Source organism: Corynebacterium bouchesdurhonense (assembly GCF_900078305.2).
Taxonomy (GTDB): domain Bacteria; phylum Actinomycetota; class Actinomycetes; order Mycobacteriales; family Mycobacteriaceae; genus Corynebacterium; species Corynebacterium bouchesdurhonense.
Genome location: NZ_LT546026.1, coordinates 75,495 through 97,969, shown reverse-complemented (window position 1 = coordinate 97,969; position 22,475 = coordinate 75,495). Strand labels below are relative to the sequence as shown.

The window sequence follows — 22,475 nt, the reverse complement described above, 5'->3', positions numbered from 1 at the left end:
GGTTGATCAGGTGACAGAGCGGGTGACGCAGCGGGCAACAGTGCGGGCAGAGAACCGAAACGAGCGGGCGGCGTGGGGCAACGCGTTCGCGTGGCCCGTCGCCGTCCTCCTGATCGTCCACCGCCTCGCCGTGCTCGCCCGCGCCGGCTCGGTCACCGACGACTTCACCACGGTCTGGTCGGCAGCCCGCAGGTTCGTCGACCGCGTGCCCGTGTACAACGAGGTCTACCACCACGTGGACCCGCACTACCTCTACAACCCAGGCGCCACCCTGCTGCTCTCCCCCTTGGGCTTCCTGCCCAGCGTCGAGGCGGCCCGCCCCTGGTTCATCCTGGCCAATGCGGTGGCCATCATCGCCGCCGTAGCATGGTTGACACGCCTCAGCGGCCGGGAGCTCCGCGAGCCAGCCTTCCCCCTCGCCTTGGCGCTGGCGTTTGCTACCGAGGCGGTAACCAACACCCTGGTGTTTTCCAACATCAACGGGGTGCTGCTCCTGGCGCTCACGGCGTTTATCGCGCTGAGCGTGCATGGGCGAGATCTCGGAGCGGGTTTCGTGCTGGGCCTGGCTATCGTGGTCAAGCCGATGTTCGCGCCGCTGCTCGTGCTGCCCATGATGCGGCGCCGGTGGGCCGCGGTGGCGGCTGGGGTAGCGGTGCCGGTGTCGCTCAACGCGCTAGCGTGGCCGCTCACCCCCGGAGCCGGGGATTACCTGACCAAGCTGGTGCCGTACTTGAAGATCACCCGGGACTACGCCAACTCCTCCCTGTCCGGCCTGGCCGTGTACTTCGGCATGCCCCAGTGGCTCCACGGGGTGCTCTTCGCGCTGTTCGGGGCGGCGGTCGCCGTCGCGGTGCTGGGGCTGGCCGCGTGGCGCGAGCGCGACCCGCTGCTGTGGCTCTCCATGAGCAGCGGGGTGCTGATGGCGGGCGTATGCCTGCTCTCCTCACTCGGTCAGGCGTATTACTCCATGATGCTCTTCCCCGCCCTCTTCACCGCGCTGCGCCCCGCTAGCCCCATGCACACCTGGACAGCGTGGCTCGGCGCAGCCCTGTGTCTTTCGCCGCTGGAGTGGACCACCCCGCAGCACCGCCTCGAGGGACAGTGGCTCACCACCTTCCTCCCAACCGCCGGATGGGCGGTCTTTATCACCGCGGCCGCGTCGTGGGTAGCCTGGACGCTTATCACCGACGTAAAAGAAAGGACGCGGCCATGACCGAGCCGAACACCCCCAGCACCAACACCCCGGGCGCTGACATCGACTTCCGCACCTGGACCGAGGACCAGTGGCGCGAGAAACTGTCCCCCGAGGAGTTTTACGTCCTGCGCCAAGCGGGCACCGAGCCCCCGGGCGTTGGCGAGTACACCGACACCACCACCGAGGGCGTCTACCGCTGCCGGGCCTGCGGGGCGGAGCTGTTCCGCTCAACCGAGAAGTTCGACTCCCACTGCGGCTGGCCGTCCTTCTACACCCCGCTGGCGGGCGATGCCGTGATCGAGCGTGAGGACCGCTCGCACGGCATGGTCCGTACCGAGGTGCTGTGCGCAAACTGCGGCTCCCACCTCGGGCACGTGTTTGCCGGCGAGGGCTACAACACCCCCACCGACCTGCGCTACTGCATCAACTCCATCTCGATGACCCTGGAGCCGGCCGAGCAGTAGCCCCGGCTCGAGACCCGGCTACGGCAGGACGCGGATGATCTCGCCGATGTCCGCCACGCGGCGGCCCGTCTGGAACGGGATCTCCTCGCGCACGTGCAGGCGGGCCTCGGTGTAGCGCATCTTGTGCATGAGCTCCTCCACGCGCGCGAGCGTGGGGGCCTCAAAGGCGAGCATCCACTCGTAGTCGCCCAGCGTGAACGCCTCCACCGTGTTGGCGCGCACGTCCGCGAAATCCCGGGCCGCCATGCCGTGCTCGGCGAGGATGCGGCGGCGCTCCTGCGGCTCCAGCAGGTACCAGTCGTAGGAGCGCACGAACGGGTAGACGGTGATCCAGTCCCCCGGCTCCTCGCCCATGATGAAGCTGGGCAGGTGGGATTTGTTGAACTCGGCCGGGCGGTGCAGGCCGTTGCCGATCCAGCTCAGCTCCACCAGCTGGCCGAAGGCGGTGGTGCGGCGGAAATCCGCGAGCGCCTTCTGGATCTGCTCGAACTCCTCGGCATGCCACCAGATCATGAAGTCCGCGTCCGCCCGGATACCGGTGTTGTCGTAGAAGCCGCGCACCACCACGTCACCCTCGTCGGCGAGGCGGTCGAAGAACGCCTTCGCCTCGGCGATGATCTCGTCGCGCTGGGTGCCCAGCGCCCCCGGGATGGCGCGGAACACCGCGAACTGCAGGTAGCGCTGCACGGAGTTCAGCGCCTCGAAGTCGAGCTTGGCCATGGGAAGAGACCGCCTTTCTCGGAGTCGGGTAGAACGTCGGAAACATCAACCGAAAGTCGGATCCGATTCTACTCCCACCGCCCCGCCCCCGGCACCGGAGTAGCGGACGGCGCGCCTCCCACCCTTGCCGCCCGGCGCTCGATAGCTTGTGAACCTGTGAAGCACTCGGAAACCTCCCCCGCAACGGCCGCGGACCTCGCCGGCGGCACGCCCGGGGACACCACCTCCGCCACGCCCGCCGAGTTCGCGGCCGCGGTGGAGTCGATGCACGCCGCGCGGTTGCGCCCGGAAATCACCCTGGGCACCATCCGCCCGCCGCAGCGCCCGGCACCGTTCAGCCACGCGGTGGGCTTGGAGGTCACGCGCGACGAGGAGGAGCAGACCATCCCGGCGATGGACTCCGAGGGCGACGCGTTTGGCCGCCTCATCCTCCTGCACTCCCCCGACGCGGAGGAGGCCTGGGAAGGATCGATGCGTCTGGTGGCCTACATCCAGGCGGACATGGACGATGCCGTGGCGTCAGACCCGCTGCTGCCGGACGTTGCGTGGCAGTGGCTCAACGAGTCACTGGCGGAGACCGGCGCCGGGTTCACCAACCTGGGCGGCACCGTCACCTCCACCGCATCCGTCCGCTTCGGCGAGATCGGCGGCCCGCCGCGGGCCTACCAGCTGGAGATGCGCGCGTCATGGACCGCGGAGGGCCTCGACCTCGCCCCGCACGTGGAGGCGTTTTCCCAGGTGCTCGCCCTCGTTGCTGGCCTGCCGCCGGAGGGCGTGGCGCAGCTCAAGCGGAGCTGACAACCGCCTGTAAGCTAGTGCCCCGTGCATGAGGACGTGGCGTACGAGCTGGTAGACACCCCCGAGGGATTCGCCCGGGTGGCCGAGGCGCTCGCCGCGGGCAGGGGTCCGCTCGCCATCGACACCGAGCGCGCGTCCGCGTACCGCTACGATGACCGCGCCTTCCTCGTCCAGATCCACCGCCGCGGCGCCGGCACGTTCCTCGTCGCCCCGGAGGGCCACCGGGGGGCCGCGCGCGAGGCGCTCGCGCCCGTGGTCAACGGGGCAGACTGGATCCTCCACGCCGCGAGCGAGGACCTCGCCGCCCTCGCCCTGCTCGGCCTCCACCCGGGCCGGCTCTTCGACACCGAGCTCGCCGCCCGCCTCGCAGGCTTCGAGCGCCCCAATCTCGGCGCGATGGTGGAGCACTTCACCGGCGTGCAGCTGGAGAAGGGCCACGGGCAGGAGGACTGGTCCCTGACCCCGCTGCCGGCGGAGTGGTTGGAGTACGCCGCGCTCGACGTGATCTACCTCAACGACCTTGCCGAAGCGCTCGCGGAGGTGCTCGCCGGGCAGGGGCTTCTCGACGCCGCCGAGGAGGAATTCGCCCACCTCGTGGCGACGCGCAGCGACGCCGCGCCCGCGCAGAAAACGTGGCGGGATGTCAAGGGCATCGCCTCGATCCGCACGCGTGCCGGCCTGCAGCTGGCCCGGGAACTCTGGCAGGCGAGGGACGAGCAGGCGCGCCGGCGCGATGTGTCCCCCAGCCGCGTCCTGCCCACCAGCACGCTTGTGGAGGTGGCCAAGGCGGCCCCGGGCTCGCCGCGGGAGCTGGCCAAGGTGCGCGGCTTCCCCGCCCGCAGGCGAGGCGCGACCGAGGAGTGGTTCGCGCTCATCCAGCGCGCCCTCGCCGCGCCGCAGCGCACCTGGCCGGAGCCCCAGCGCCGGGACCCGGCGGCCCCGCCGAAGAAGTCGGCGTGGGAACGCATGCACCCCGAATCCTGGGCAGTGCTCACGCGCTGCCGGGAGCTCGTCGCCGAGGCGGCCCGCGGGATGGGTGTGCGCCCGGAGGACCTGCTCTCCCCCGCGCTGCTGCGCGAGGAGGTGTGGCGGGCGGCCGGGGAGCTTGACACGGCGGTGTCACCGAGGTGGGGGCACGCGCCCCGGGATACCGACTTCGTGGCGCGCCGCCTCAGCGCCGCCGGGGCGCGGCCGTGGCAGGTGGGCATCGCCGCCCCGCTGATCGCGCGGGCTTATTGGGAGGCGGCGGAAGGGTGATCGTCGGCAAGCGCAAAAGCCCACTGGCGCACCTGCTGCGCGGCTGAGACGGCATCGAGGCCGTACTCCGCCAGGAGCTGCCCGCGCGAGGCGTGGACCGGAAAGATGTCCGGAAAGGCGAGGTGGCGCACCGGCGTGTCTAGGGCGGCGGCGGCGAGCGCCTCGGACACGGCGGAACCGACACCGCCGCGCACCACCCCGTCCTCGTACACCACCACCATGTCCGTCTCCGCGGCTAGGTCGATGATGTCCGGGGACACCGGGATCACCCAGCGCGGGTCCACGACGGTGACGCGGATGCCGTCCGCGGCCACGTCCTCGGCGAGCTCGAGCGCGTACTCGGCGAACGTGCCCACGGCCACCATGAGCACGTCAATGCCCTCGTCGCCCTCCACAGGCTGGGCCTTGCGCAGCACGTCGAGGCCGCGCGCGGTGCGGCCAACCGCCTCGATACCTTCGGAGACCCCGCCCTTGGGGAAGCGCACCACGGTCGGTCCGTCCTCGACAGCGATGGCCTCGCGGAAGAGTTCGCGCAGGCGCTGCGCGTCGCGCGGGGCGGCGATGCGGATGCCTGGGACGATCGAGGAGATCGCCATGTCCCACACGCCGTTGTGGCTGGCACCGTCGGTGCCGGTCACGCCGGCGCGGTCCAGCACCAGGGTGACGGGCTGGCCGATCAGCCCAACGTCCATGAGCAGCTGGTCGAAGGCGCGGTTGAGGAAGGTGGAGTAGATCGCCACCACCGGGTGCAGCCCGCCGAGCGCCAGCCCCGCGGCGGAGGCCACCGCGTGCTGCTCCGCGATACCCACGTCGAAGAAGCGGTCGGGGAACTGCTCGGCGAACGGGGCCAGCCCCGTGGGCCCCGCCATAGCGGCGGTGATAGCGACGATGTCCTCGCGCTCATGGCCCGCCCGCAGCAGCTCCTCGGTGAACACGGATGTCCACCCGGGCGAGGATTTGGCCAGGGCCTCGCCCGTGACCGGGTCGATCGCACCAGTGGAGTGCATCTGGTCCGCCTCGTTGTTCACCGCCGGGGCAAAGCCGTGGCCCTTTTCCGTGGCCACGTGGATGATCAGCGGGCCGGAGTAGCCCTTGGCGTAGGTGAAGGCGTTGAGCAGTGCCTTCATGTCGTGGCCGTCAACGGGGCCGACGTACTTCATGCCCAGCTCGGAGAACATCTCGTTGGGCACCACCTGGTAGCGCACCCCGGCCTTGATGGCGTGGAGCGCCTCGAAGGTGCGCTCGCCCACCCACCCCATGGACTTCAGGGTCTTCTTGCCGGACTCCATCACCTCGTCGTAGACCGGCTGGATGCGGATCTGCGCCAGCTGGTCGCGCAGGCGGGTGAGGTTTTTGGCAAAGCCGCCGATGGTGGGCGAGTACGAGCGGCCGTTGTCATTGACCACGATCACCACGTTGCGGTCCCCCGCCGCGATGTTATTCAGCGCCTCCCAGCACATCCCGCCGGTCAGCGCGCCGTCACCCACCACGGCCACCACGTGGTCATCGCCCTGGCCGCGCAGCTGCTTCGCCTTGGCCAGCCCGTCCGCGTAGGACAGCGAGGCGCTGGCGTGGGATGACTCCGTCCAGTCGTGCGGGGACTCCGCCCGCGAGGTGTAGCCGGACAGGCCACCGCGCTGGCGCAGGGTGTCAAACTGCCCGGCGCGCCCCGTGAGGATCTTGTGCACGTAGGACTGGTGCGAGGTGTCGAAGATGAATGGGTCTTTTGGTGAGTCGAACACCCGGTGGAGCGCCACGGTCAGCTCGACCACGCCGAGGTTGGGGCCGAGGTGGCCGCCCGTTGCGGAGACCTTCTCAATGAGCAGCGCGCGGATCTCGTCCGCGAGTTGCACCAGTTCGTCCTGCGACAGCCGTTTGAGGTCCTCCGGCGAAGCTACGGTGTCTAGCAGTCTCACGGTTGCGTTGCGCTCCTTGGAAAAAGGTTTCGTGCTTCCGGTTAATCTTACACGTGGGGGGCTGCGCCCCGGCCGGCCACCGCTGCGCGGGTTCAGGCGCGGGTGAGTTCGACGATGGTTTCGAAGTGGTGCGTGGCCGGGAATGCGTCGATAAGCAGCATGCGCCCCACGTGGTACCCCTCCCCGCCCCACGCACCCAGGTCGCGCGAGAGCGTGGCTGGGTCGCAGCCGATGTGGATGACGCGCTCGGGGGCGGCGGCCGCAACCGCGCGTACCACTGCCTCGCCCGCGCCGGCGCGCGGCGGGGCCAGCACCACGAGGCCGGGGGCTTCAAGCTTGTCGACGCTCCCTTCAACACGCCCCTGAACCATCTCAACGTCCCAGCCGGCAAGACCCGGCTGCGCGGCCGCGCTCGCCGCCGGGGAGTAGTCCACCGAGATGACGCGCGCGCCGTGCGTGGCCGCCCGGATCGCGGGCACGAAGGCCCCAACCCCGCCGTAGAGGTCCCACGCGGCGCCGCGGGCGTAGTCTCCTGCGCCCCAGCTGGCAATGATGTCGGAGTACACCTGCGGCGCCTGCGCGTGCGCCTGCCAGAACGCGGTGGCGGGGAAGGTGAACTCGTGCTCCCCTTCGGGCCCCGCGATGCGCTCGGTGACGTCGCCGCCGCCCTCGATGGCGGTGGTGATGGTCTCCGCGCGCCGGCCGCGCTGCACGCGGGCCGTCTCCACCACGTGCCGGGTGCCATCCGCGTCCATCACCGCCACTACCTCGCTGCCCGGCGTGAAGCGGGCCTCGCCCACCAGCCCGTCGAGCAGGCCAGCGACCGGCTGGGTGCAGTGCTCGGAGGCTACGACCTCCGCCGAGCGGGCGTGGCGGACCCCGGCGCGTCCGTTCGCGTCGACGCCGAGGCGCACGCGGGTGCGCCAGCCGGTGTGCGGCGCGAGCGAGCGCAGCTCGAGGTCGGTCGCGGGATCGAAGCCGCCGAGCACCCCGGAGCGGCGCGCCAGCGCCCCCAGCTGGCCCACCAGCACGTCTCGCTTGAACCCGAGCTGGGCGGCGGGGTCGATGTGGCTGTAGTCGCAGCAGCCGGCGCCGGCGGCGGCCGCCGGGCAGGCGGTGGGCACGCGCATCGGCGAGGCTTCGAGCACCTCGACCAGCTCCGCGCGGGCCCACCGACGCTTGACCTTCACGGCACGGGCCGCCACGGTGTCGCCGGGGACGGCACCGCGCACGAACACCACGCGGCCGTCCGGGGCGTGGCCGATGCCCTCGCCGCCGTGCGCCATCGCTGTAATGGTGAGGCGCAGCGCGTCGCCCGCCTCGAGCGCGCCCGCACCCTCCAGGTTCTCGGGCACCACTACTTGGTGCCCGCAGAGCCGGGGTTGTTCATCTCCATGATTTGACGCAGGGCGTCGCTCAGGGCGTTCGGGTTGCCCGGTGCCGGGGCGGAGCCCTGCACCTGCTGCCCCTGCTGCTGCGCAGCGCGGGCGGCGACCGCCTGCTGCACCTGCAGTGCCAACTGCTCCGGCAGCGTCACCGGAAGGGAGTTGCCGGCCAACACAGGGTCCTCGCCGCGGTACACGAAGGAGCGGGCTATGGTTTCGCGCCCCAGCTGGGCCATCGCGTCCTCGCGGCCGGTCGGCGCAGCCAGGGTGACGCGGAAGAGCCAGCGTGGACCCTCCACACCAATGATGCGGATCACACCGTTGGTTCCGGTGCCCACGATTTCCTTGCCCCACGGGCCCTGCTCGAAGCGCACGGGCATGCCCTCGCTGCGCATCCCCTCGGCGATCTCCGCCGCGGACTCCTCCCAGAGCCCGCCAGTGCGCGGCGCCGCGAAGGCGACCGGCGTAAAGCGGCCCGACGGGGTGACGATGTGCACCATCTTCGGGCCCTCGTCCCCCATTTCCACCTGGACCTGGGTGCCCTTGGGCATGGGGATGCGCATGGAGCCGAGGTTCAGCGTGGCGTCGGAGAAATCGGTGAAGTCGAAGTCCTCGATCTCCACGCTGTCGCCGTCGAACGGCCCCGTGGTGCCGCCGACCGGGTCGTAGTTGGCAATCGGCTCGGTGCCCGGCGCCGCCGCGACATCCTGCGGCTGCTCCTCCGTGTACACGGGCACCTCCGCGGGCGCCGCCTCGACCGGCTGCGCGTCCTCCACCGGCTCCACCGGTGCGGCCGGTGCTACCGGCGCTTCCGGCTCAGCCTTCTTCTTGTTCCTGCCAAACGGCCACAGTGCCATCGCTCATCTCCTTTTCGGGGCTTCCCCAACGACCTTACTCACCCACCCCACACGCGCACTGGCACGCGGTGAGCTGCGCCGGAAACTCCGGAAACTAGTGCGTGCCGGTAGAGCCGTAACCGCCCGCGCCCCGGGCGGTGTCGTCGAGCTCGTCCACTTCGGCGAACTCCACCAGCTCCACGCGCTGGACCACCAGCTGGGCGATGCGCATGCCGCGGGTGATCTCGACGGGTTCGCGCAGGTCGGTGTTGAGCAGGCACACCTTCAGCTCGCCGCGGTACTCGGCATCCACGGTGCCCGGCGCGTTCACCACCGTCAGGCCGTGCTTGGCCGCCAGGCCGGAGCGAGGGTGGATCAGGCCCACGGTGCCGATGGGCAGAGCGATGGCGATGCCTGTTCCCACCAGCGCGCGCTCGCCGGGCTGGAGCGTCACGCCCTCGGCGGCGTAGAGGTCGGCCCCGGCGTCGCCCGTGTGGGCACGCATGGGCAGGGGCAGGCCCGGGTCGAGGCGCTTGACGCGGATGGGCGGGCACGGTGGCTGGTTCATCGCTTCTTCGGCATTGCTCACCCGCCCCACACTACGGCAGAAGGGCTCAACTAAAGTTTGAGCGGTGACCGACAAACACGTTTCCTCCCCGGAGCCGGGCGCCGGTGCCCCGCGGGTGCTGTATTCGGAGCGGCAGTGGGTCCCGTGGTACTGGTGGGCGGCCGGCCTTGGCCTGGTCCTGCTCCTGTCCGCCCAGTTCGCCCTGAACCGAAATCAGTGGTGGTTTATCATCCCGTTCATCGTGGTGGGCGCGCTCGTGGCGTGGTTTTTGGTGTGGCTGTCGCGCACGGTGGTGCGCGTGGAGCTAGACCCGGACGGCACCCGCTGGCTGGCCGTAGAGGGCGCGAACCTACCCAACTACGTGGTGTCGCGCTCGATGGTGGTGCCGGCGTCGGCGCGGCAGAACGCGCTCGGCCGCCAGCTTGACCCGGCGGCGTACCTGGTCTCGCACTCGTGGGTGCAGGAGCACGTGCTGCTCGTGCTCGATGATCCGCAGGACCCCACTCCGTACTGGATGGTCTCCTCGCGCAACCCCGAGGCGCTCCTCGAGGCCTTCGTGCCCGGCCAGACGGACCCGGGCGGACAGGTGTAGCGGGCGCAAACGGCGGGCCCCGGGGGGGTTCACCCCCCCCGGGGCCCGCCGCGTCTCGTACGCCCGGCTTGGGTCAGGCGCTACTCGCAGTCCTGGCAGATCATGGAGCCGTCCGGCTCGACGTGCGCGAGGCGGGAGCGCTTCTGCACGAGGAAGCAGGAGGCGCAGGTGAACTCGTCATCCTGGCGCGGCTTTACCTCAACGTTGAGCTCCTCGCCGGACAGGTCCTGGCTGGGCAGCTCGAACGGCTCCACAATTTCGCCGTCATCGTCCATGCTGCTGCCAGCAACCTCCGCTGCCTTCAGGCCCTCCAGAGAATCGGTCTCGATGTCGTCGTCCATGCGGCGGCGCGGCGCATCGTAGTCGGTAGCCATGGTGCTTCCTCCAGCCTTCGAAATACCTGTTCAGCGTTCTTTCAGCACGCTGCTGAAGCGGAATACTAAAACACCGGATAGCTCCTGTCATCCTCGCAGCTCACCCCGGCAAACGGGGGTGGATTGCTACCCCTGTGAAACGGGCAAATCCCCCCAGGCTCCGCAGGCCGAAAGCAGCCCGGAAAACGGCTCCCACAACCGCGGCGCCGCGGCAGCCACGAGCGCCCCCTCCCCGCCCCTGTCCGTGAGCCCCGGGTGGTGGACAACGGCGCCGGCCTCGGCCGCGATCACCGCGCCCGCCGCGTAGTCCCACGGGTGGGGGCCGTGCTCGTAGTATGCGTCAACCCTGCCCTCCGCCAGGTGGCACAGGTCGAGCGAGGCCGAGCCGTAGCGCCGGATGTCGCGCACCCGCGGCAGCACCCGGGGGAGGATGTCGGCCTGGGCGGCGCGCCACCCGGCGTCGTAGGCGAATCCGGTGGCCACGAGCGCGGTCGCGGGGTCGTCGGCACGCGATCCGCGCAGCCGCGTCTCCGCGCCGCTCCGGCGCACCCACGCGCCCTCGCCCGCCGCGGCGAAGTACACGTCCCCCGCGGCGACGTTGGCCACCGCCCCCGCCACCAACTCCCCGTCCACGGCGGCACCGACGGACACGGCGTACATGGGCAGGCCGTAGAGGAAGTTCACGGTCCCGTCGATCGGGTCCACCACCCAGGTCACCCCAGTCGTGCCCGCCCGATCGGCACCCTCCTCCCCCATCACCGCGTCGCCGGGGCGCAGCTCGCGCAGCCGGTCCACCACCCGCGCCTCCGCCGCCTTGTCCACCGCGGTGACGGGGTCAACCGGGGAGGATTTGGTTGACGTCACCTGCGCTATCGAGCCGTGCCGCGCAAGGAAGTCGCGCTGCTTGAGCACGAGTGCGGCGGCGTCGTCGACGAGCGCCACCGCGATCTCGCACAGCTGAGCCGGGCCGGGGGCTACGTTCCGGGTATCCATGGAGCCCATGCTGCCCGCTCTGTAGACTTTGCGCCATGCACAGCGCTGCCACGGCTGCCACGGCTGCCACGGAAACCTCCCCCGCCCTCCCCGCCTCCGCTCCCGGCCCACGCCTCGGCGTTGGGATCGACGTCGGCGGTTCCGGCATCAAGGGCGCGGTGGTGAACCTGGACACCGGCGAATTCCACTCCGAGCGCGTGAAAATCCCCACCCCGCAGCCGGCCACGCCCGAGGCCGTCGGCGAGGTGGTGGCGGAGGTGGTGCGCCAGCTCAAGTGGGACGGCCCCGTGGGCGTCGCGCTGCCGTCGGTGATCAAGCACCAGGTCGCCGTCACGGCGGCCAACATCGACGACGCCTGGATCGGCACCGACGTGCACGAGCTCCTCACCCGCCACTTGGACCGCCGCCCGATCTCCGTACTGAACGACGCGGACGCCGCCGGCCTCGCCGAGGTTGCCTTCGGCGAGGTAGAGGCTAAGGACGGCGCCGTCATCTTCCTCACCTTCGGCACGGGCATCGGCTCCGCGTTCTTCGCGGACGGCGCCTTGTTCCCCAACACCGAGCTCGGGCACTTGCTTATCGACGGCACGGAGTGCGAGCACCTCGCATCCTCCGCCGTGAAAGACGGCCTCGACCTCAGCTACAAGGAGTGGGCGCAGCGCGTCGACGTCGTGCTGCAGGAGTACAACCGCCTGTTCAACCCGGCCGCCTTTATCGTGGGCGGCGGCATTTCGCGCAAGGCCGAGAAGTGGGTGCCGCGCCTGACCGTGGATGTGCCGGTGATCCCCGCCAAGCTGCGCAACCGGGCCGGCATCGTCGGCGCCGCCATGGCCGCCCGGGAGCACGTGGCTCCGTAGGGAAAGGGCGGGTCGGGTGCGTCGATAAGCAACTGCCCCCAAACAACGCGCTACGGTGGGGCGCGGAATGTAAATGTCTCGCACCTTGTTACTATGGGCGTTCCGCAATGGGGAGACATGAAACACAAGGCGAAAGGGCGTACGTGGTAGCCAGCGAAGCATCAGGCAAGAACACCGTCAACGACGCGGACGCGTCCGGCGGCGCCTCCAGCGACGCCACCGGCGGCACCGCCGCGGAAACAACCACCGCCAAAAAGACTGCCAAGAAAGCGGTGAAGAAAACCGCCAAGAAGGCAGCGAAGAAAACGGCGAAAAAGACCGCGAAGAAAACCGCCAAGACGACGGCGAAGAAAACGGTGAAGAAGACCGCCAAGAAGACGGCGAAGAAGACCACCCGCAAGGCCACGGCTGACACCACCCCGCTAGAGGCGAACCAACCGCAGGAAGACACCGCGCTGCTCGACGGTCTCGAGGCGGCGGACGCCGCCGACGAACGCCCGGAGCTCGAGGACGGCGCCGATCTGGAATACGACCCGGAGCTCATCGAGGAAGAGGACGACTCGTTCGACGATGAGCTGGGAGATGACCTCGGCGAAGACGAGGAAGACGGCGGGGTTGACGAGCTCGGAGCCGACTCGGACGATGCCGAGGGTGTCGAGGGCGCCGAGGATTCGGACGAGGAAGACGAGGAGGACGAGGGCGCCTCGGTGTGGGACATCGAGGAGTCCGCGGCGCTGCGCCAGGCCCGCAAGGACGCCCAGCTGACCGCCTCGGCCGACTCGGTGCGCGCGTACCTGAAGCAGATCGGTAAGGTGGCACTGCTCGACGCCGAGCAGGAAGTCTCCCTAGCCAAGCGCATCGAGGCCGGTCTCTACGCGCAGTACCGCCTCGACGAGATGGAGCGCGCGGCCAAGGAGGGCGACAAGGAGGCCAAGCTCTCCCCCACCGTCAAGCGGGACCTGCGCGCGGTGGCCCGTGACGGCCGGAAGGCCAAGAACCACCTGCTGGAGGCCAACCTCCGCCTGGTGGTCTCCCTGGCCAAGCGCTACACCGGCCGCGGCATGGCGTTTTTGGACCTCATCCAGGAGGGCAACCTCGGCCTGATCCGCGCCGTGGAGAAGTTCGACTACTCCAAGGGCTACAAGTTCTCCACCTACGCCACCTGGTGGATCCGCCAGGCCATCACCCGCGCAATGGCGGACCAGGCCCGCACAATCCGTATTCCGGTGCACATGGTCGAGGTGATCAACAAGCTCGGCCGCATCCAGCGCGAGCTGCTGCAGGACCTCGGCCGCGAGCCGACGCCGCTCGAGCTGGCAAAGGAAATGGACATCACCGAGGAGAAGGTCCTCGAGATCCAGCAGTACGCCCGCGAGCCGATCTCGCTCGACCAGACCATCGGCGACGAGGGCGACAGCCAGCTGGGAGACTTCATCGAGGACTCCGAGGCTGTGGTCGCGGTGGATGCCGTGTCCTTCACGCTCCTCCAGGACCAGCTGCAGGACGTGCTGCACACCCTCTCCGAGCGCGAGGCCGGCGTGGTGCGCCTGCGCTTCGGGCTCACAGACGGCATGCCGCGCACCCTGGACGAGATCGGCCAGGTGTACGGCGTGACGCGCGAGCGCATCCGCCAGATCGAGTCGAAGACCATGTCCAAGCTGCGCCACCCCTCACGCTCCCAGGTGCTGCGGGACTACCTGGACTAGCCGGGACTCGCCGGGGCCGGCAAATGGTTTACGGCTTCGGCTACCAGTCGCGCAGGTACGCGATGCGGTCGCGCAGCTGCTCCGCGTTACACAGCGCGGTGGGCGGGCCGCCGCAGGCGTTTCGCGCCTCGGTGTGGATCGCGCCGTGCGGGCGGCCGGTTTTGCCGGCCACGATTGCCACGCGGGCGTTGAGCTCTTTGCGCAGCTGCGGGATCTCGTCCGACGCCACCGCGTCGGCGCCGCTGCCCGCCCGCTGCTCCCGAACCTGCGGCGCCGGGCCAGGCTCGCCGGTGAGTTTCGCGCGCTCGCGGGCTTCCCGCTCCGCTGCCTTGCGCGCCCGCTCCTCCGCCTCGCGCGCGTCGAGCTGGTCGCTCTGGCGTTTGCGCAGCAGCGTCTTCACCTGCTCGGCATCGAGGAGCCCCGGCAGACCCAGGAAGTCCTGCTCTTCCGCCGAGCCGGCGACGGTGGGCGTGCCGTACGTGGAGCCGTCGAAGATGAGCGAATCCAGCTCAGCGGAGGCGCCGATGGCCTCGTAGGTCGGTGGCTCGTCCGGCTCGCTCTCGGTGCGGTTGGCCTGCTCGAGCAGCTCGTCGGACCAGCCGGGCTCGCGGTGGGGCTTGCCCAGGACGTGGTCGCGGGAGACCTCCATCTCCTCCGCGAGCTGCAGCAGCACCGGCACCGAGGGCAGGAATACGGACGCGGACTCGCCCGGTAGGCGGGAGCGTACGAAACGGCCGATGGCCTGCGCGAAGAACAGCGGTGTGGACGCGGAGGTGGCGTAGACGCCCACGGCCAAGCGCGGCACGTCCACGCCCTCGGAGACCATGCGCACGGCCACGAGCCATTCGCTGGTGGAGTTGGAGAACTCGGCGATGCGCTCGGAGGACCCGGGCTCGTCCGAGAGGACCAGCGTGACGGGGGTCGAGCTGATTCGCTCGAGGATCTTGGCGTAGGCGCGGGCGGTGGTGGTGTTGGTGGCGATGACCAGCCCGCCGGCGTCCGGCATGTTCGCGCGGACCTTCATGAGCCGGGTGTGCGCAGCCGTGAGCACCGCGGCCACCCAGTCCCCCTTCGGGTCCAGGGCTGTGCGCCAGGCCTTGGCGGTCTGCTCGGCGTTGAGCGGCTCCCCGAGGCGGGCGGAGTACTCCTCCCCCGCCGAGTCGCGCCACTGCGCCTCGCCCGAGTAGGCGAGGAACACCACCGGGCGCACCACGCCGTCGCGCAGCGCCTCCGAGTAGCCGTAGGTGTAGTCCGCCTCCGAGATGAGGTGGCCCTCCCCGTCCTCCACGTACCGCACGAACGGGATCTGGGAGTTGTCCGAGCGAAACGGCGTGCCGGTCAGTGCGAGGCGGTGCTCCACGTCGTTGTAGGCCTCGTACACGCCGTCGCCCCAGCTCTTCGCGTCGCCGGCGTGGTGGATCTCGTCCAGGATCACCATTGTTTTGCGCGCGCTGGCCACCGCGTGGTGCTTGAACGGGTGCATACCCACCTGGGCGTAGGTGACCACCACGCCGTCGTAGGACGGGTTCACGGCGGAGGAGTTGGTGAACTCGGGGTCGAGGGCGAGGCCGAAGCGCTTCGCGGCGTCGGACCACTGGCGCTTCAGGTGCTCGGTCGGCACCACCACGATGAGGCGCTGCGCAGCGCGGGTTTCGATGAGCCGGCTGGCCAACGTCAGCGCGAACGTGGTCTTGCCCGCGCCCGGCGTCGCCACCGCTAGGAAGTCGCGCGGCATCGTCCGCAGAAACAAGTCGAGGGCCTCCTGCTGCCATGCGCGCAGCTGGGGCCCTTTGCTTGACGACGTCACTTTCGGCGCAGCCCCTTGTAGATCCTCTCGCACTCGGCGCAGACGGGGGAGCCGGGCTTGGCCTGCTTCTTCACGGGGAACGTCTCCCCGCACAGTGCGACGACCATCTTGCCCGAGATCGCGGAGTCCACGATCTGGTCCTTCTTCACGTAGTGGAAAAACTTCGGGGTGCCGTCGTCCGTCGTTGACGATGTGTCTTCCCGCAGGTCGGTGCGTTCAAGCGTCTTCGTCAGAGTTTTCACGCCCCCCATCATGCCCCAGATTCCGCCGGATCTTAAGCCGGAGGGCTACCCTCGGACGCTATGAGCGCACCCGGCAACGCCCCCGACCACGGCCCTGACCACGGCACGGTCGACGGCACGGTCGACGTTCAGGCCGAGGAGGCGCACACCCGGGGCTTGCGCGGCCAGGCGCGCCGCCGCGCGACGCGCGCCCTGATCACGGATGCGATCCGCTCCCCGGAGCAGAATCGCCGCAGCCGCGAGAAGCGCTACCTGCTGCTGCAGGGGGTGCGCCTGCCGTTGATCGTGCTGTGCCTGGTGGCCGCGTTTGTGTGGCAGAACTGGTTGCTCGCGGCGATCTTTTTCACCGTCTCGGTGCCGCTGCCGTGGATCTCGGTGATGGTGGCCAACGGCGGCGGCGAGGTGCGCGAGAAGCGCGAACGCAACGTGTACAAGCCGGCGGTGGCCAGGGCGCAGCTCGAAGCTGAGCGCCAGGCGCAGCTCGGCCCCGCGGGTGGCGGCACGCCCGGCAACGCGCCCACTATCATCGACCACGAGAATCCAGACGCCCCGGCGGCCGGCTAAGGGGGCGTCGGCAAGCACAAGCCCCGAAGGAGGCCACCTGCCCATGCTTGAACCTGCGCTCGTGCGCGAACTCGCGGATGTCCTCGCCGCGGCCTCGTTCACCGCCGACGGAATCGCCGCCCACCTCGGCCCGGACGCGACGGACGCGCTCTACCGCGGCGAGCCCGGCGCGGTGCTTGTGGCCACCCGCGCAGGCGGCCAGCTGGACGGGCTGATCCGGACGTTGCTTGTGCGCCGCCCGGCCACCGGCGAGGAGCTGGCGGATCTCTTCGGGCCGCGTCTCGCGCTTTCGCTTATCGACGCATCCTTTTTCACCACCACCCCCAGCGGCCACCTAGAGGTCGCCTTCGACGTGCGCCCCCACGTGCTGTGCGGGCGCGAGCGGCTCGTGCTGTCGGACCGCGACGCGTCGATGACCGAGCTCGTGCCGGGCCGCGACCACGTGCTCGGTGTCGGCGCGGCGTCCCTGTCGCTGCTCTCCGCCTCCCCGGTCACCCCCGTGGACCGCGTGCTGGACCTCGGCACCGGCTCCGGCGTGCAGGCCTTGGCGCAGTCGACGGTGGCGCGCGAGGTGGTGGCAACCGACGTGCACCCGCGCGCCCTCGAGCTGGCGGAGGCGACGCTTTCGGCCAACGGCGTGGACAACGTCGAGCTGCGACGCGGCCCCTGGTTTGAGCCCGTGGCCGGAGAACGCTTCGACCGCATCGTGGCCAACCCGCCATTTGTGGTGGGCCTGCCTGAGGTGGGTCATGTGTACCGCGACTCCGGCCTGGGGCTCGACGGCGCGACGCAGCTGGTGGTCGAGCAGGCCGCCGCGCACCTCGAGGCGAACGGCACGGCCTGCATCCTGGGTGCCTGGGTGCACGCGCTGGACGAGAGCTGGCAGCAGCGCGTGGCGTCCTGGGTGCCCGGCACGGGCGTGAGCGCGTGGGTGCTGCAGCGCGACGTGGTCGACCCGGCGCTGTACGTCTCCACCTGGCTCAAGGATGAGTCGCTCGACCCGCGCTCCCGCGAGGCGGTCGAGCGGACGGAGGCGTGGCTGGACTACTTCGACGCCAACCACGTGCACGCGATCGGCTTCGGGTGGGTGTTCCTGCGCCGCATCGGGGACTCCGAGGCCTCCGAGATCACCGCCGAGGAGCTGCGCCAGCCGTTCACCGACCCGCTGGGGCCCGAGGTGGAGGAGTACTTCCTGCGGGCGCAGTGGCTGCGCGGGGCGTCGCGCGACCAGGTGCTCGACGCAGCCTACCTGGTCCGTCCCTCTGTGGCGCTCGAGGAGGTGAGCCTGGCCGACGCGGACGCCGGCATCGGCTTCGCGCCCGAGGTTGCGCGCGTGACCCGCACCGACGGCCCGCGCTTCAGCCACGAGGTGGACCGCGGCGGGCAATCGGTGCTGGCCGGCCTGCACCCGCAGGGCCTTGCGCTGCGCGACGTGGTGGGGCTTCTCGCCGCCTCCCGCGGCATCGACGACCCGGCGCGGCTTGGGGAGCTGGAGGACGGTGCGGCCGGCGCGGTGGTGGACCTGGTGCGCCACGGCCTGGTCATCCCCGCGGAGCTCGCGGAGATCGTGCGGTGAGGGCGGTGCTGATGCGCGTCACCAGCGCGTCGGTGACGGTCGACGATGAGGTGGTCGGCGCCATCGACTGCCCGGACACCGGCGGCATCCTCGCCCTGGTGGGTGTGGGGCGTGAGGACAGCGAGGGGGCCTGGGAGGTGGTGGCCCGCAAGATCGCGGAACTGCGCATCCTCGACGGCGAGCGCTCCGTCACCGACGCCGGGGCACCCGTGCTGTTGGTCAGCCAGTTCACCCTGATGGGCCGCACCGCGAAGGGGCGGCGCCCGTCCTGGGCCGACGCAGCACCCGGGGATGTGGCGGAGCCGGTGATTGAGCGCATCGCCGACGAGCTGCGCGGGCGCGGCATCACGGTGGAAACGGGCCGCTTCGGGGCGATGATGCAGGTGGCGAGCGTCAATGACGGGCCGTTTACCGTAGTCGTCGAAGCGTAGGGGAAGCGGCGGCCGAGGGCGCGGTTGCAGGCGCGGCTGCCGGCGCGGTTGCCCCCGCTTACCCCCGCGGGGGCCGGACGCCGGCGGTGGGGAACAAAACCGCGCGCACGGCCGTTGAGTTCAGTGGATTGAGCAAGCTTGTCACCGAGGAGGCCGCACCACATGACTCAGCCGGATCGTGCCGATGCCCCAGAGCAGGAAGAAGTCGACCGCGGTAGCCGCCGGAACCAAACCAACGACAACCCCTCAGCCGACCTAGTCCGCGTATACCTGAACGGCATCGGCAAGACGGCGCTGCTCGACGCCGCTGAGGAGGTGGAGCTGGCCCAGCAGATCGAGGTCGGGCTCTACGCGCAGCACCTGCTGGATGACCCGGACGCCCACCTCACCCGCGCGATGAAGCGCGACCTGAAGATCTTGGCCAAGGAGGGCCGGAAGGCGCGCGCCCACCTCCTCGAGGCGAACCTCCGCCTGGTGGTCTCCCTGGCCAAGCGCTACACCGGGCGCGGCATGCCGCTGCTGGATCTTATCCAGGAGGGCAACCTGGGTCTCATCCGCGCGATGGAGAAGTTCGACTACACCAAGGGCTTCAAGTTCTCCACCTACGCCACTTGGTGGATCCGCCAGGCCATCACCCGCGGCATGGCCGACCAGTCCCGCACCATCCGCCTCCCAGTCCACCTGGTTGAGCAGGTGAACAAGCTCTCCCGCATCCGCCGCGAAATGTACCAGTCCCTCGGCCGCGAGCCGACGAACGAGGAGCTGGCGGAGGAATCCGGCATCCCGGAGTCGAAGATCGAGATGCTGCTCCGCCAGTCGCGCGATCCGGTCAGCCTTGATATGCCGGTCGGCGCCGACGAGGAGGCCCCGCTGGGGGACTTCATCGAGGATGCCGAGGCCACCGACGCGGAGGACGCGGTGGTCTCTGCCCTACGCCATGACGATATCGAGGACATCATCAACGGCCTCGAGCAGCGCGAGCAGGACGTGATCCGCCTGCGTTACGGCCTGACCGACGGTGTGCCGCGTACCCTCGACCAGATCGGCCGCCAGTTCGGGCTCTCGCGCGAGCGCGTGCGCCAGATCGAGCGCGAAGTGATGGCCAAGCTCCGCGCCGGCGAGCGCGCCGACCGCCTGCGCGATTACGCCCTCTAGGGATTTTTCGGGCCCGGTGCGAAACCGCACCGGGCCATTTTTCTCCGGCTTGCCCCGCCGGGCTCGACTACAGTAGGCGCTATTCGAGTGTCCCCGGGTTGCCGGGGGCACTCTGCGCACGAACGGGAAGGGAAACAATCATGCGTGACCTCGTGGACACCACCGAGATGTACCTGCGCACGGTCTACGAGCTCGAGGAGGAGGGCATCACGCCCCTGCGCGCCCGCATCGCCGAGCGCCTCGAGCAATCGGGCCCGACCGTGTCCCAAACCGTTGCCCGCATGGAGCGCGACGGGCTGATCGTGGTGGAACGGGACCGTTCCCTGTCCCTCACGCCCGAGGGCCGCCGCCTCGCCACCGCTGTCATGCGCAAGCACCGGCTTGCCGAGCGTTTGCTTACCGACGTTCTCGGGATGGACATCGCCGAAGTCCACGACGAAGCGTGCCGTTGGGAGCACGTGATGAGCGACGCGGTGGAGCGCCGCGTGGTGGCGGTGCTCGAGGATCCGAGCCGCTCCCCCTTCGGCAACCCCATCCCCTCCCTTGACGAGGTCGGCGACGCCGCCCCGGCCACCACCGGCCAGGAGGGGGTGCGGGCCGTGGACCTGAACCTGACTGGCCCGACCCCGGTCACGGTGTTGCAGATCAACGAGATCCTGCAGCAAGGCACCGAGACGCAGTCCGCGCTCGTGTCGCTGGGCAGCCTGGTTGGCGCCGACGTGGAGCTCTCTCCGCTGGACAACGGCGGCGTGCTGCTGACCACCCCGGACGGCCACGAGGTGGCGCTGGCCCCCGAGTTCGCCCACGCGCTGCGCGTGGAAACCGTGGCCTAGGGGGTAGGCGTGAAACTCCTGGTTACAGGTGGCGCCGGTTACGTGGGGAGCGTCTGTGCCGAAACCCTGTTGGACGCCGGCCACGAGGTCACGGTCGTCGACGACTTCAGCACCGGCAACCGCGGCGCCGTGCCGCCGCGGGCGCGGCTGGTGGAGGGCACCATTACCGACGTTGTGGACGATGTGCTGGCCGAGGGCGGCTTCGACGGCGTGTTGCATTTCGCCGCCCGCTCGCTGGTGGGCGAGTCCGTGGCCGAGCCCGCCGACTACTGGCGCGGTAACGTGGGTGTCTCTCTCGACCTGCTCGACGCGATGCGCCGCCACGGCGTGGGCTCGTTGGTGTTCTCCTCCACCGCCGCCACCTACGGCGAGCCGGAATCGGTGCCGATCACCGAGGACGCGCCGACGCGCCCGACCAACCCGTACGGCGCCACCAAGCTGGCCATCGACTACGCCATCACCTCCTACTGCAACGCCTACGGCATGGCCGCGACCAGCCTGCGCTACTTCAACGTCGCCGGCGCCCACGGCTCGATCGGGGAGAACCACAAGACGGAAACGCACCTCATCCCGCTCGTGCTGCAGGTGGCGATGGGGTACCGGGACCAGATCCTCATCTTCGGGGACGACTGGCCCACAAAGGACGGCACCTGTGTGCGCGACTACATCCACGTCCGCGACTTGGCAGACGCGCATTACCTCGCCCTTGAGACCAACGCCCCGGGCGAGCACCGCATCTACAACCTCGGCTCGGGCGACGGGTATTCGGTGCTCGAGGTCATCGAGATGTGCCGGGAGGTCACCGGCCACCCGATCCCGGCGGAGGTAGCGCCGCGGCGCGCGGGCGATCCGGCCGTGCTGATCGCATCCTCGGCAAAGATCAAGCGCGAGCTCGGCTGGGACCCGTCCCGCACGCGGCTGCGCCGCATCGTCGAGGACGCGTGGGCGTTTACCCAGCAGCTAGGAGCGGATTCGCACGCGGCACCGCGCCGCGGCGGCAACCGCTAGGAGTCCCCGAGCTCCGCCCACATCTGCGCGCAGCCGAGCTCGGCGCAGCGGACGAGGCCCTCGTACTCCCCCGCGCGCAGCAACTTGGCCACAATGACGGACATGGAATGGCCCGGCACCTCCTCCAGCGCGCGCTCAACCGCCGCCCACGCCCACGGCGAGAGCGACAGGTGCACCGCGAGCACGGCCCACAGGCTCAGCGCGTTCGCGCGGACCACGCCGCCGAAGGTGCGGGCAATGGCGAGGAAGAGCGCGGCCGCGCCCCGCGGGTTCTCCAGCGCGCTGCCCAGCAGGCAGTCGCGAACCCTAGAATCCGTCAGCGCCGCCGCGACCAGCTCCATCTCCCCGCGGCAGGTGAACAGCGCATCCAGCGGGGGCGCCGCATCCCCGCCCACCATCGGCAGTTCCGGCGCCGCGAGGAGCACGCCGCACGCCTCGGAGATGGTGGCGCGCGCGGCGCGCGGGTCGGCATCTAACTGGGCGGCGAGCGCCCGGCCGCGCCGGTGCACCCGCGCCTCGCTGGCCGAATCCCCGGGCCACCGCTGGTCCTGCACCGCGTCGAAGAGGCTGCGGGCGTCGCCGCGCTCCAGCTCGGGCAGGGCGCCCTCCGCGATCAGCGGGGCCATGGCGGCCTGCGTCATCACCGAGGACACCGTCCCGGAGACCCACTGCGCCGGCATGCCGCAGCGCCCCATCTCCTCCACCGAGGGGCCGAACATGAGCGTGTACGGCGTGCCGGTGGCGATCTCGGAGACGTGCCAGCAGGCGTCCACCAACGGCTCGCCGTCAATGTCGGTGGCGGCGTAGAGCGCGTCGGCGGCGTCGCGGACCAACGCGGAGTTGGGGATGCGGCTGACGATGACGGCGAGGTGGCCGCACACGCCCTGGGCGGGTAGCTCGTGGAGCACGGAGGCGAGCTTCTCGGCGTGGGCGAGGTCGGCGCGCAGGACGGGACCGAGGAGTGCGCCCCCGGATGCGTCGTCAAGCAAGCTCACAACTACCGCCGACTCCTGCGGGTAGTAACCGAGGATGCCGGGGATGGAAGCGATCATGTCGCCGAGCTCGGAGATGGACAGGTCTGGGGTGTTGTGCCGGTAGGGCTGCGGTGTGAACGTCATGGATATTGGACGTTGCGGCGGGGCGCGGGGTTCCATCCGCTTGGCGCGGTTGTCCACAGGCGGCGCCGCGAAAGGTAGCC

The 22,475-nt window shown here is 70.2% G+C and carries 23 protein-coding genes; 13 read left to right on the top strand and 10 right to left on the bottom strand.

Annotation, left to right across the window (positions count from 1 at the left end; genetic code table 11):
- Positions 1–10 precede the first annotated feature (10 nt).
- Both BN4252_RS02590 and msrB read left to right on the top strand, forming a co-directional pair.
- On the top strand, positions 11–1,213 hold the full coding sequence (locus tag BN4252_RS02590) for a glycosyltransferase family 87 protein (RefSeq protein ID WP_143341150.1): 1,203 nt from the start codon (positions 11–13) through the stop codon (positions 1,211–1,213).
- On the top strand, positions 1,210–1,659 hold the full coding sequence (gene msrB / locus BN4252_RS02585) for a peptide-methionine (R)-S-oxide reductase MsrB (RefSeq protein ID WP_066525056.1): 450 nt from the start codon (positions 1,210–1,212) through the stop codon (positions 1,657–1,659). Before BN4252_RS02590 ends, msrB begins: the two co-directional genes overlap by 4 nt.
- A gap of 18 nt (positions 1,660–1,677) precedes the next feature.
- On the opposite strand, the gene hemQ is transcribed toward msrB, so the two are convergent.
- On the bottom strand, positions 1,678–2,379 hold the full coding sequence (gene hemQ / locus BN4252_RS02580; protein ID WP_066525052.1) for a hydrogen peroxide-dependent heme synthase: 702 nt from the start codon (positions 2,377–2,379) through the stop codon (positions 1,678–1,680).
- A gap of 156 nt (positions 2,380–2,535) precedes the next feature.
- On the opposite strand from hemQ, the gene BN4252_RS02575 reads away from it, so the two are divergent.
- Both BN4252_RS02575 and BN4252_RS02570 read left to right on the top strand, forming a co-directional pair.
- Positions 2,536–3,177 (top strand): DUF3000 domain-containing protein, encoded by a 642-nt coding sequence (locus tag BN4252_RS02575; protein WP_066525048.1) that lies wholly within the window; start codon positions 2,536–2,538, stop codon positions 3,175–3,177.
- Between the two features lie 24 nt (positions 3,178–3,201).
- A complete protein-coding gene (locus BN4252_RS02570) occupies positions 3,202–4,434 on the top strand; it encodes an HRDC domain-containing protein (protein WP_230208546.1) in 1,233 nt (410 codons plus the stop codon).
- On the opposite strand, the gene dxs is transcribed toward BN4252_RS02570, so the two are convergent.
- The 4 genes from dxs to dut all read right to left on the bottom strand — a co-directional run bounded on the left by dxs (position 4,410) and on the right by dut (position 9,139).
- Positions 4,410–6,350: a 1-deoxy-D-xylulose-5-phosphate synthase gene (gene dxs, locus BN4252_RS02565; protein ID WP_066525045.1), complete on the bottom strand. Its 1,941-nt coding sequence runs from the start codon at positions 6,348–6,350 to the stop codon at positions 4,410–4,412. The genes BN4252_RS02570 and dxs overlap by 25 nt on opposite strands.
- Positions 6,351–6,442: 92 nt before the next feature.
- Entirely contained in the window at positions 6,443–7,705 is a 1,263-nt protein-coding gene (locus BN4252_RS02560; protein WP_262360143.1) for a class I SAM-dependent RNA methyltransferase, read from the bottom strand.
- A gap of 2 nt (positions 7,706–7,707) precedes the next feature.
- A complete protein-coding gene (locus BN4252_RS02555; protein WP_066525041.1) occupies positions 7,708–8,592 on the bottom strand; it encodes a DUF3710 domain-containing protein in 885 nt (294 codons plus the stop codon).
- Between the two features lie 94 nt (positions 8,593–8,686).
- Positions 8,687–9,139, bottom strand: a complete 453-nt coding sequence (gene dut, locus BN4252_RS02550) for a dUTP diphosphatase (protein ID WP_066525038.1) — start codon at positions 9,137–9,139, stop codon at positions 8,687–8,689.
- Positions 9,140–9,203: 64 nt separating this feature from the next.
- On the opposite strand from dut, the gene BN4252_RS02545 reads away from it, so the two are divergent.
- Positions 9,204–9,731: a DUF3093 domain-containing protein gene (locus BN4252_RS02545; RefSeq protein ID WP_066525035.1), complete on the top strand. Its 528-nt coding sequence runs from the start codon at positions 9,204–9,206 to the stop codon at positions 9,729–9,731.
- 80 nt (positions 9,732–9,811) lie between these two features.
- Here BN4252_RS02545 and BN4252_RS02540 read toward each other — a convergent pair whose 3' ends face one another.
- Both BN4252_RS02540 and BN4252_RS02535 read right to left on the bottom strand, forming a co-directional pair.
- The gene (locus BN4252_RS02540) at positions 9,812–10,105 is read right to left on the bottom strand and encodes a DUF4193 domain-containing protein (RefSeq protein ID WP_066525031.1); all 294 of its coding nucleotides are present in this window, start codon (positions 10,103–10,105) and stop codon (positions 9,812–9,814) included.
- A gap of 126 nt (positions 10,106–10,231) precedes the next feature.
- Positions 10,232–11,098, bottom strand: coding sequence for an inositol monophosphatase family protein (locus tag BN4252_RS02535; protein ID WP_078056746.1), 867 nt, complete (start codon positions 11,096–11,098; stop codon positions 10,232–10,234).
- Between the two features lie 35 nt (positions 11,099–11,133).
- On the opposite strand from BN4252_RS02535, the gene ppgK reads away from it, so the two are divergent.
- Both ppgK and BN4252_RS02525 read left to right on the top strand, forming a co-directional pair.
- Complete coding sequence (gene ppgK, locus BN4252_RS02530; RefSeq protein ID WP_078056730.1) at positions 11,134–11,955, top strand: polyphosphate--glucose phosphotransferase; 822 nt, start codon at positions 11,134–11,136, stop codon at positions 11,953–11,955.
- 107 nt (positions 11,956–12,062) lie between these two features.
- Positions 12,063–13,661: an RNA polymerase sigma factor gene (locus BN4252_RS02525; protein ID WP_066525023.1), complete on the top strand. Its 1,599-nt coding sequence runs from the start codon at positions 12,063–12,065 to the stop codon at positions 13,659–13,661.
- Between the two features lie 40 nt (positions 13,662–13,701).
- Here BN4252_RS02525 and BN4252_RS02520 read toward each other — a convergent pair whose 3' ends face one another.
- The gene (locus BN4252_RS02520) at positions 13,702–15,396 is read right to left on the bottom strand and encodes a DEAD/DEAH box helicase (protein WP_066525020.1); all 1,695 of its coding nucleotides are present in this window, start codon (positions 15,394–15,396) and stop codon (positions 13,702–13,704) included.
- 68 nt (positions 15,397–15,464) lie between these two features.
- Positions 15,465–15,722, bottom strand: a complete 258-nt coding sequence (locus BN4252_RS02515) for a DUF3039 domain-containing protein (protein ID WP_066525017.1) — start codon at positions 15,720–15,722, stop codon at positions 15,465–15,467.
- Between the two features lie 48 nt (positions 15,723–15,770).
- On the opposite strand from BN4252_RS02515, the gene BN4252_RS02510 reads away from it, so the two are divergent.
- The 6 genes from BN4252_RS02510 (at position 15,771) to galE (ending at position 21,277) form a co-directional block, all read left to right on the top strand.
- The gene (locus BN4252_RS02510) at positions 15,771–16,274 is read left to right on the top strand and encodes a DUF3099 domain-containing protein (RefSeq protein WP_066525015.1); all 504 of its coding nucleotides are present in this window, start codon (positions 15,771–15,773) and stop codon (positions 16,272–16,274) included.
- Between the two features lie 43 nt (positions 16,275–16,317).
- On the top strand, positions 16,318–17,850 hold the full coding sequence (locus BN4252_RS02505; RefSeq protein WP_066525011.1) for a DUF7782 domain-containing protein: 1,533 nt from the start codon (positions 16,318–16,320) through the stop codon (positions 17,848–17,850).
- A complete protein-coding gene (gene dtd, locus BN4252_RS02500) occupies positions 17,847–18,281 on the top strand; it encodes a D-aminoacyl-tRNA deacylase (RefSeq protein ID WP_066525010.1) in 435 nt (144 codons plus the stop codon). Before BN4252_RS02505 ends, dtd begins: the two co-directional genes overlap by 4 nt.
- Before the next feature lie 162 nt (positions 18,282–18,443).
- Positions 18,444–19,436: a sigma-70 family RNA polymerase sigma factor gene (locus tag BN4252_RS02495; protein ID WP_066525008.1), complete on the top strand. Its 993-nt coding sequence runs from the start codon at positions 18,444–18,446 to the stop codon at positions 19,434–19,436.
- 140 nt (positions 19,437–19,576) lie between these two features.
- Positions 19,577–20,269: a metal-dependent transcriptional regulator gene (locus BN4252_RS02490; RefSeq protein WP_066525000.1), complete on the top strand. Its 693-nt coding sequence runs from the start codon at positions 19,577–19,579 to the stop codon at positions 20,267–20,269.
- Positions 20,270–20,278: 9 nt separating this feature from the next.
- Positions 20,279–21,277, top strand: coding sequence for a UDP-glucose 4-epimerase GalE (galE, locus tag BN4252_RS02485; RefSeq protein ID WP_066524999.1), 999 nt, complete (start codon positions 20,279–20,281; stop codon positions 21,275–21,277).
- Here the strand turns inward: galE and BN4252_RS02480 are convergent.
- Complete coding sequence (locus BN4252_RS02480; protein ID WP_066524998.1) at positions 21,274–22,395, bottom strand: DUF4192 domain-containing protein; 1,122 nt, start codon at positions 22,393–22,395, stop codon at positions 21,274–21,276. The two genes, galE and BN4252_RS02480, sit on opposite strands and share 4 nt — an antisense overlap.
- Positions 22,396–22,475 lie beyond the last annotated feature (80 nt).

Coding starts and splice junctions, on each gene's coding strand:
- msrB (WP_066525056.1), top strand. CDS start 1,210: ATGACCGAGCCGAACACCCCCAGCACCAACACCCCGGGCGCTGACATC.
- hemQ (WP_066525052.1), bottom strand. CDS start 2,379: ATGGCCAAGCTCGACTTCGAGGCGCTGAACTCCGTGCAGCGCTACCTG.
- BN4252_RS02555 (WP_066525041.1), bottom strand. CDS start 8,592: ATGGCACTGTGGCCGTTTGGCAGGAACAAGAAGAAGGCTGAGCCGGAA.
- dut (WP_066525038.1), bottom strand. CDS start 9,139: ATGAACCAGCCACCGTGCCCGCCCATCCGCGTCAAGCGCCTCGACCCG.
- BN4252_RS02540 (WP_066525031.1), bottom strand. CDS start 10,105: ATGGCTACCGACTACGATGCGCCGCGCCGCCGCATGGACGACGACATC.
- BN4252_RS02535 (WP_078056746.1), bottom strand. CDS start 11,098: ATGGATACCCGGAACGTAGCCCCCGGCCCGGCTCAGCTGTGCGAGATC.
- ppgK (WP_078056730.1), top strand. CDS start 11,134: ATGCACAGCGCTGCCACGGCTGCCACGGCTGCCACGGAAACCTCCCCC.
- BN4252_RS02525 (WP_066525023.1), top strand. CDS start 12,063: ATGGGGAGACATGAAACACAAGGCGAAAGGGCGTACGTGGTAGCCAGC.
- BN4252_RS02520 (WP_066525020.1), bottom strand. CDS start 15,396: ATGCCGCGCGACTTCCTAGCGGTGGCGACGCCGGGCGCGGGCAAGACC.
- BN4252_RS02515 (WP_066525017.1), bottom strand. CDS start 15,722: ATGATGGGGGGCGTGAAAACTCTGACGAAGACGCTTGAACGCACCGAC.
- BN4252_RS02510 (WP_066525015.1), top strand. CDS start 15,771: ATGAGCGCACCCGGCAACGCCCCCGACCACGGCCCTGACCACGGCACG.
- BN4252_RS02505 (WP_066525011.1), top strand. CDS start 16,318: ATGCTTGAACCTGCGCTCGTGCGCGAACTCGCGGATGTCCTCGCCGCG.
- BN4252_RS02495 (WP_066525008.1), top strand. CDS start 18,444: ATGACTCAGCCGGATCGTGCCGATGCCCCAGAGCAGGAAGAAGTCGAC.
- BN4252_RS02490 (WP_066525000.1), top strand. CDS start 19,577: ATGCGTGACCTCGTGGACACCACCGAGATGTACCTGCGCACGGTCTAC.
- BN4252_RS02480 (WP_066524998.1), bottom strand. CDS start 22,395: ATGACGTTCACACCGCAGCCCTACCGGCACAACACCCCAGACCTGTCC.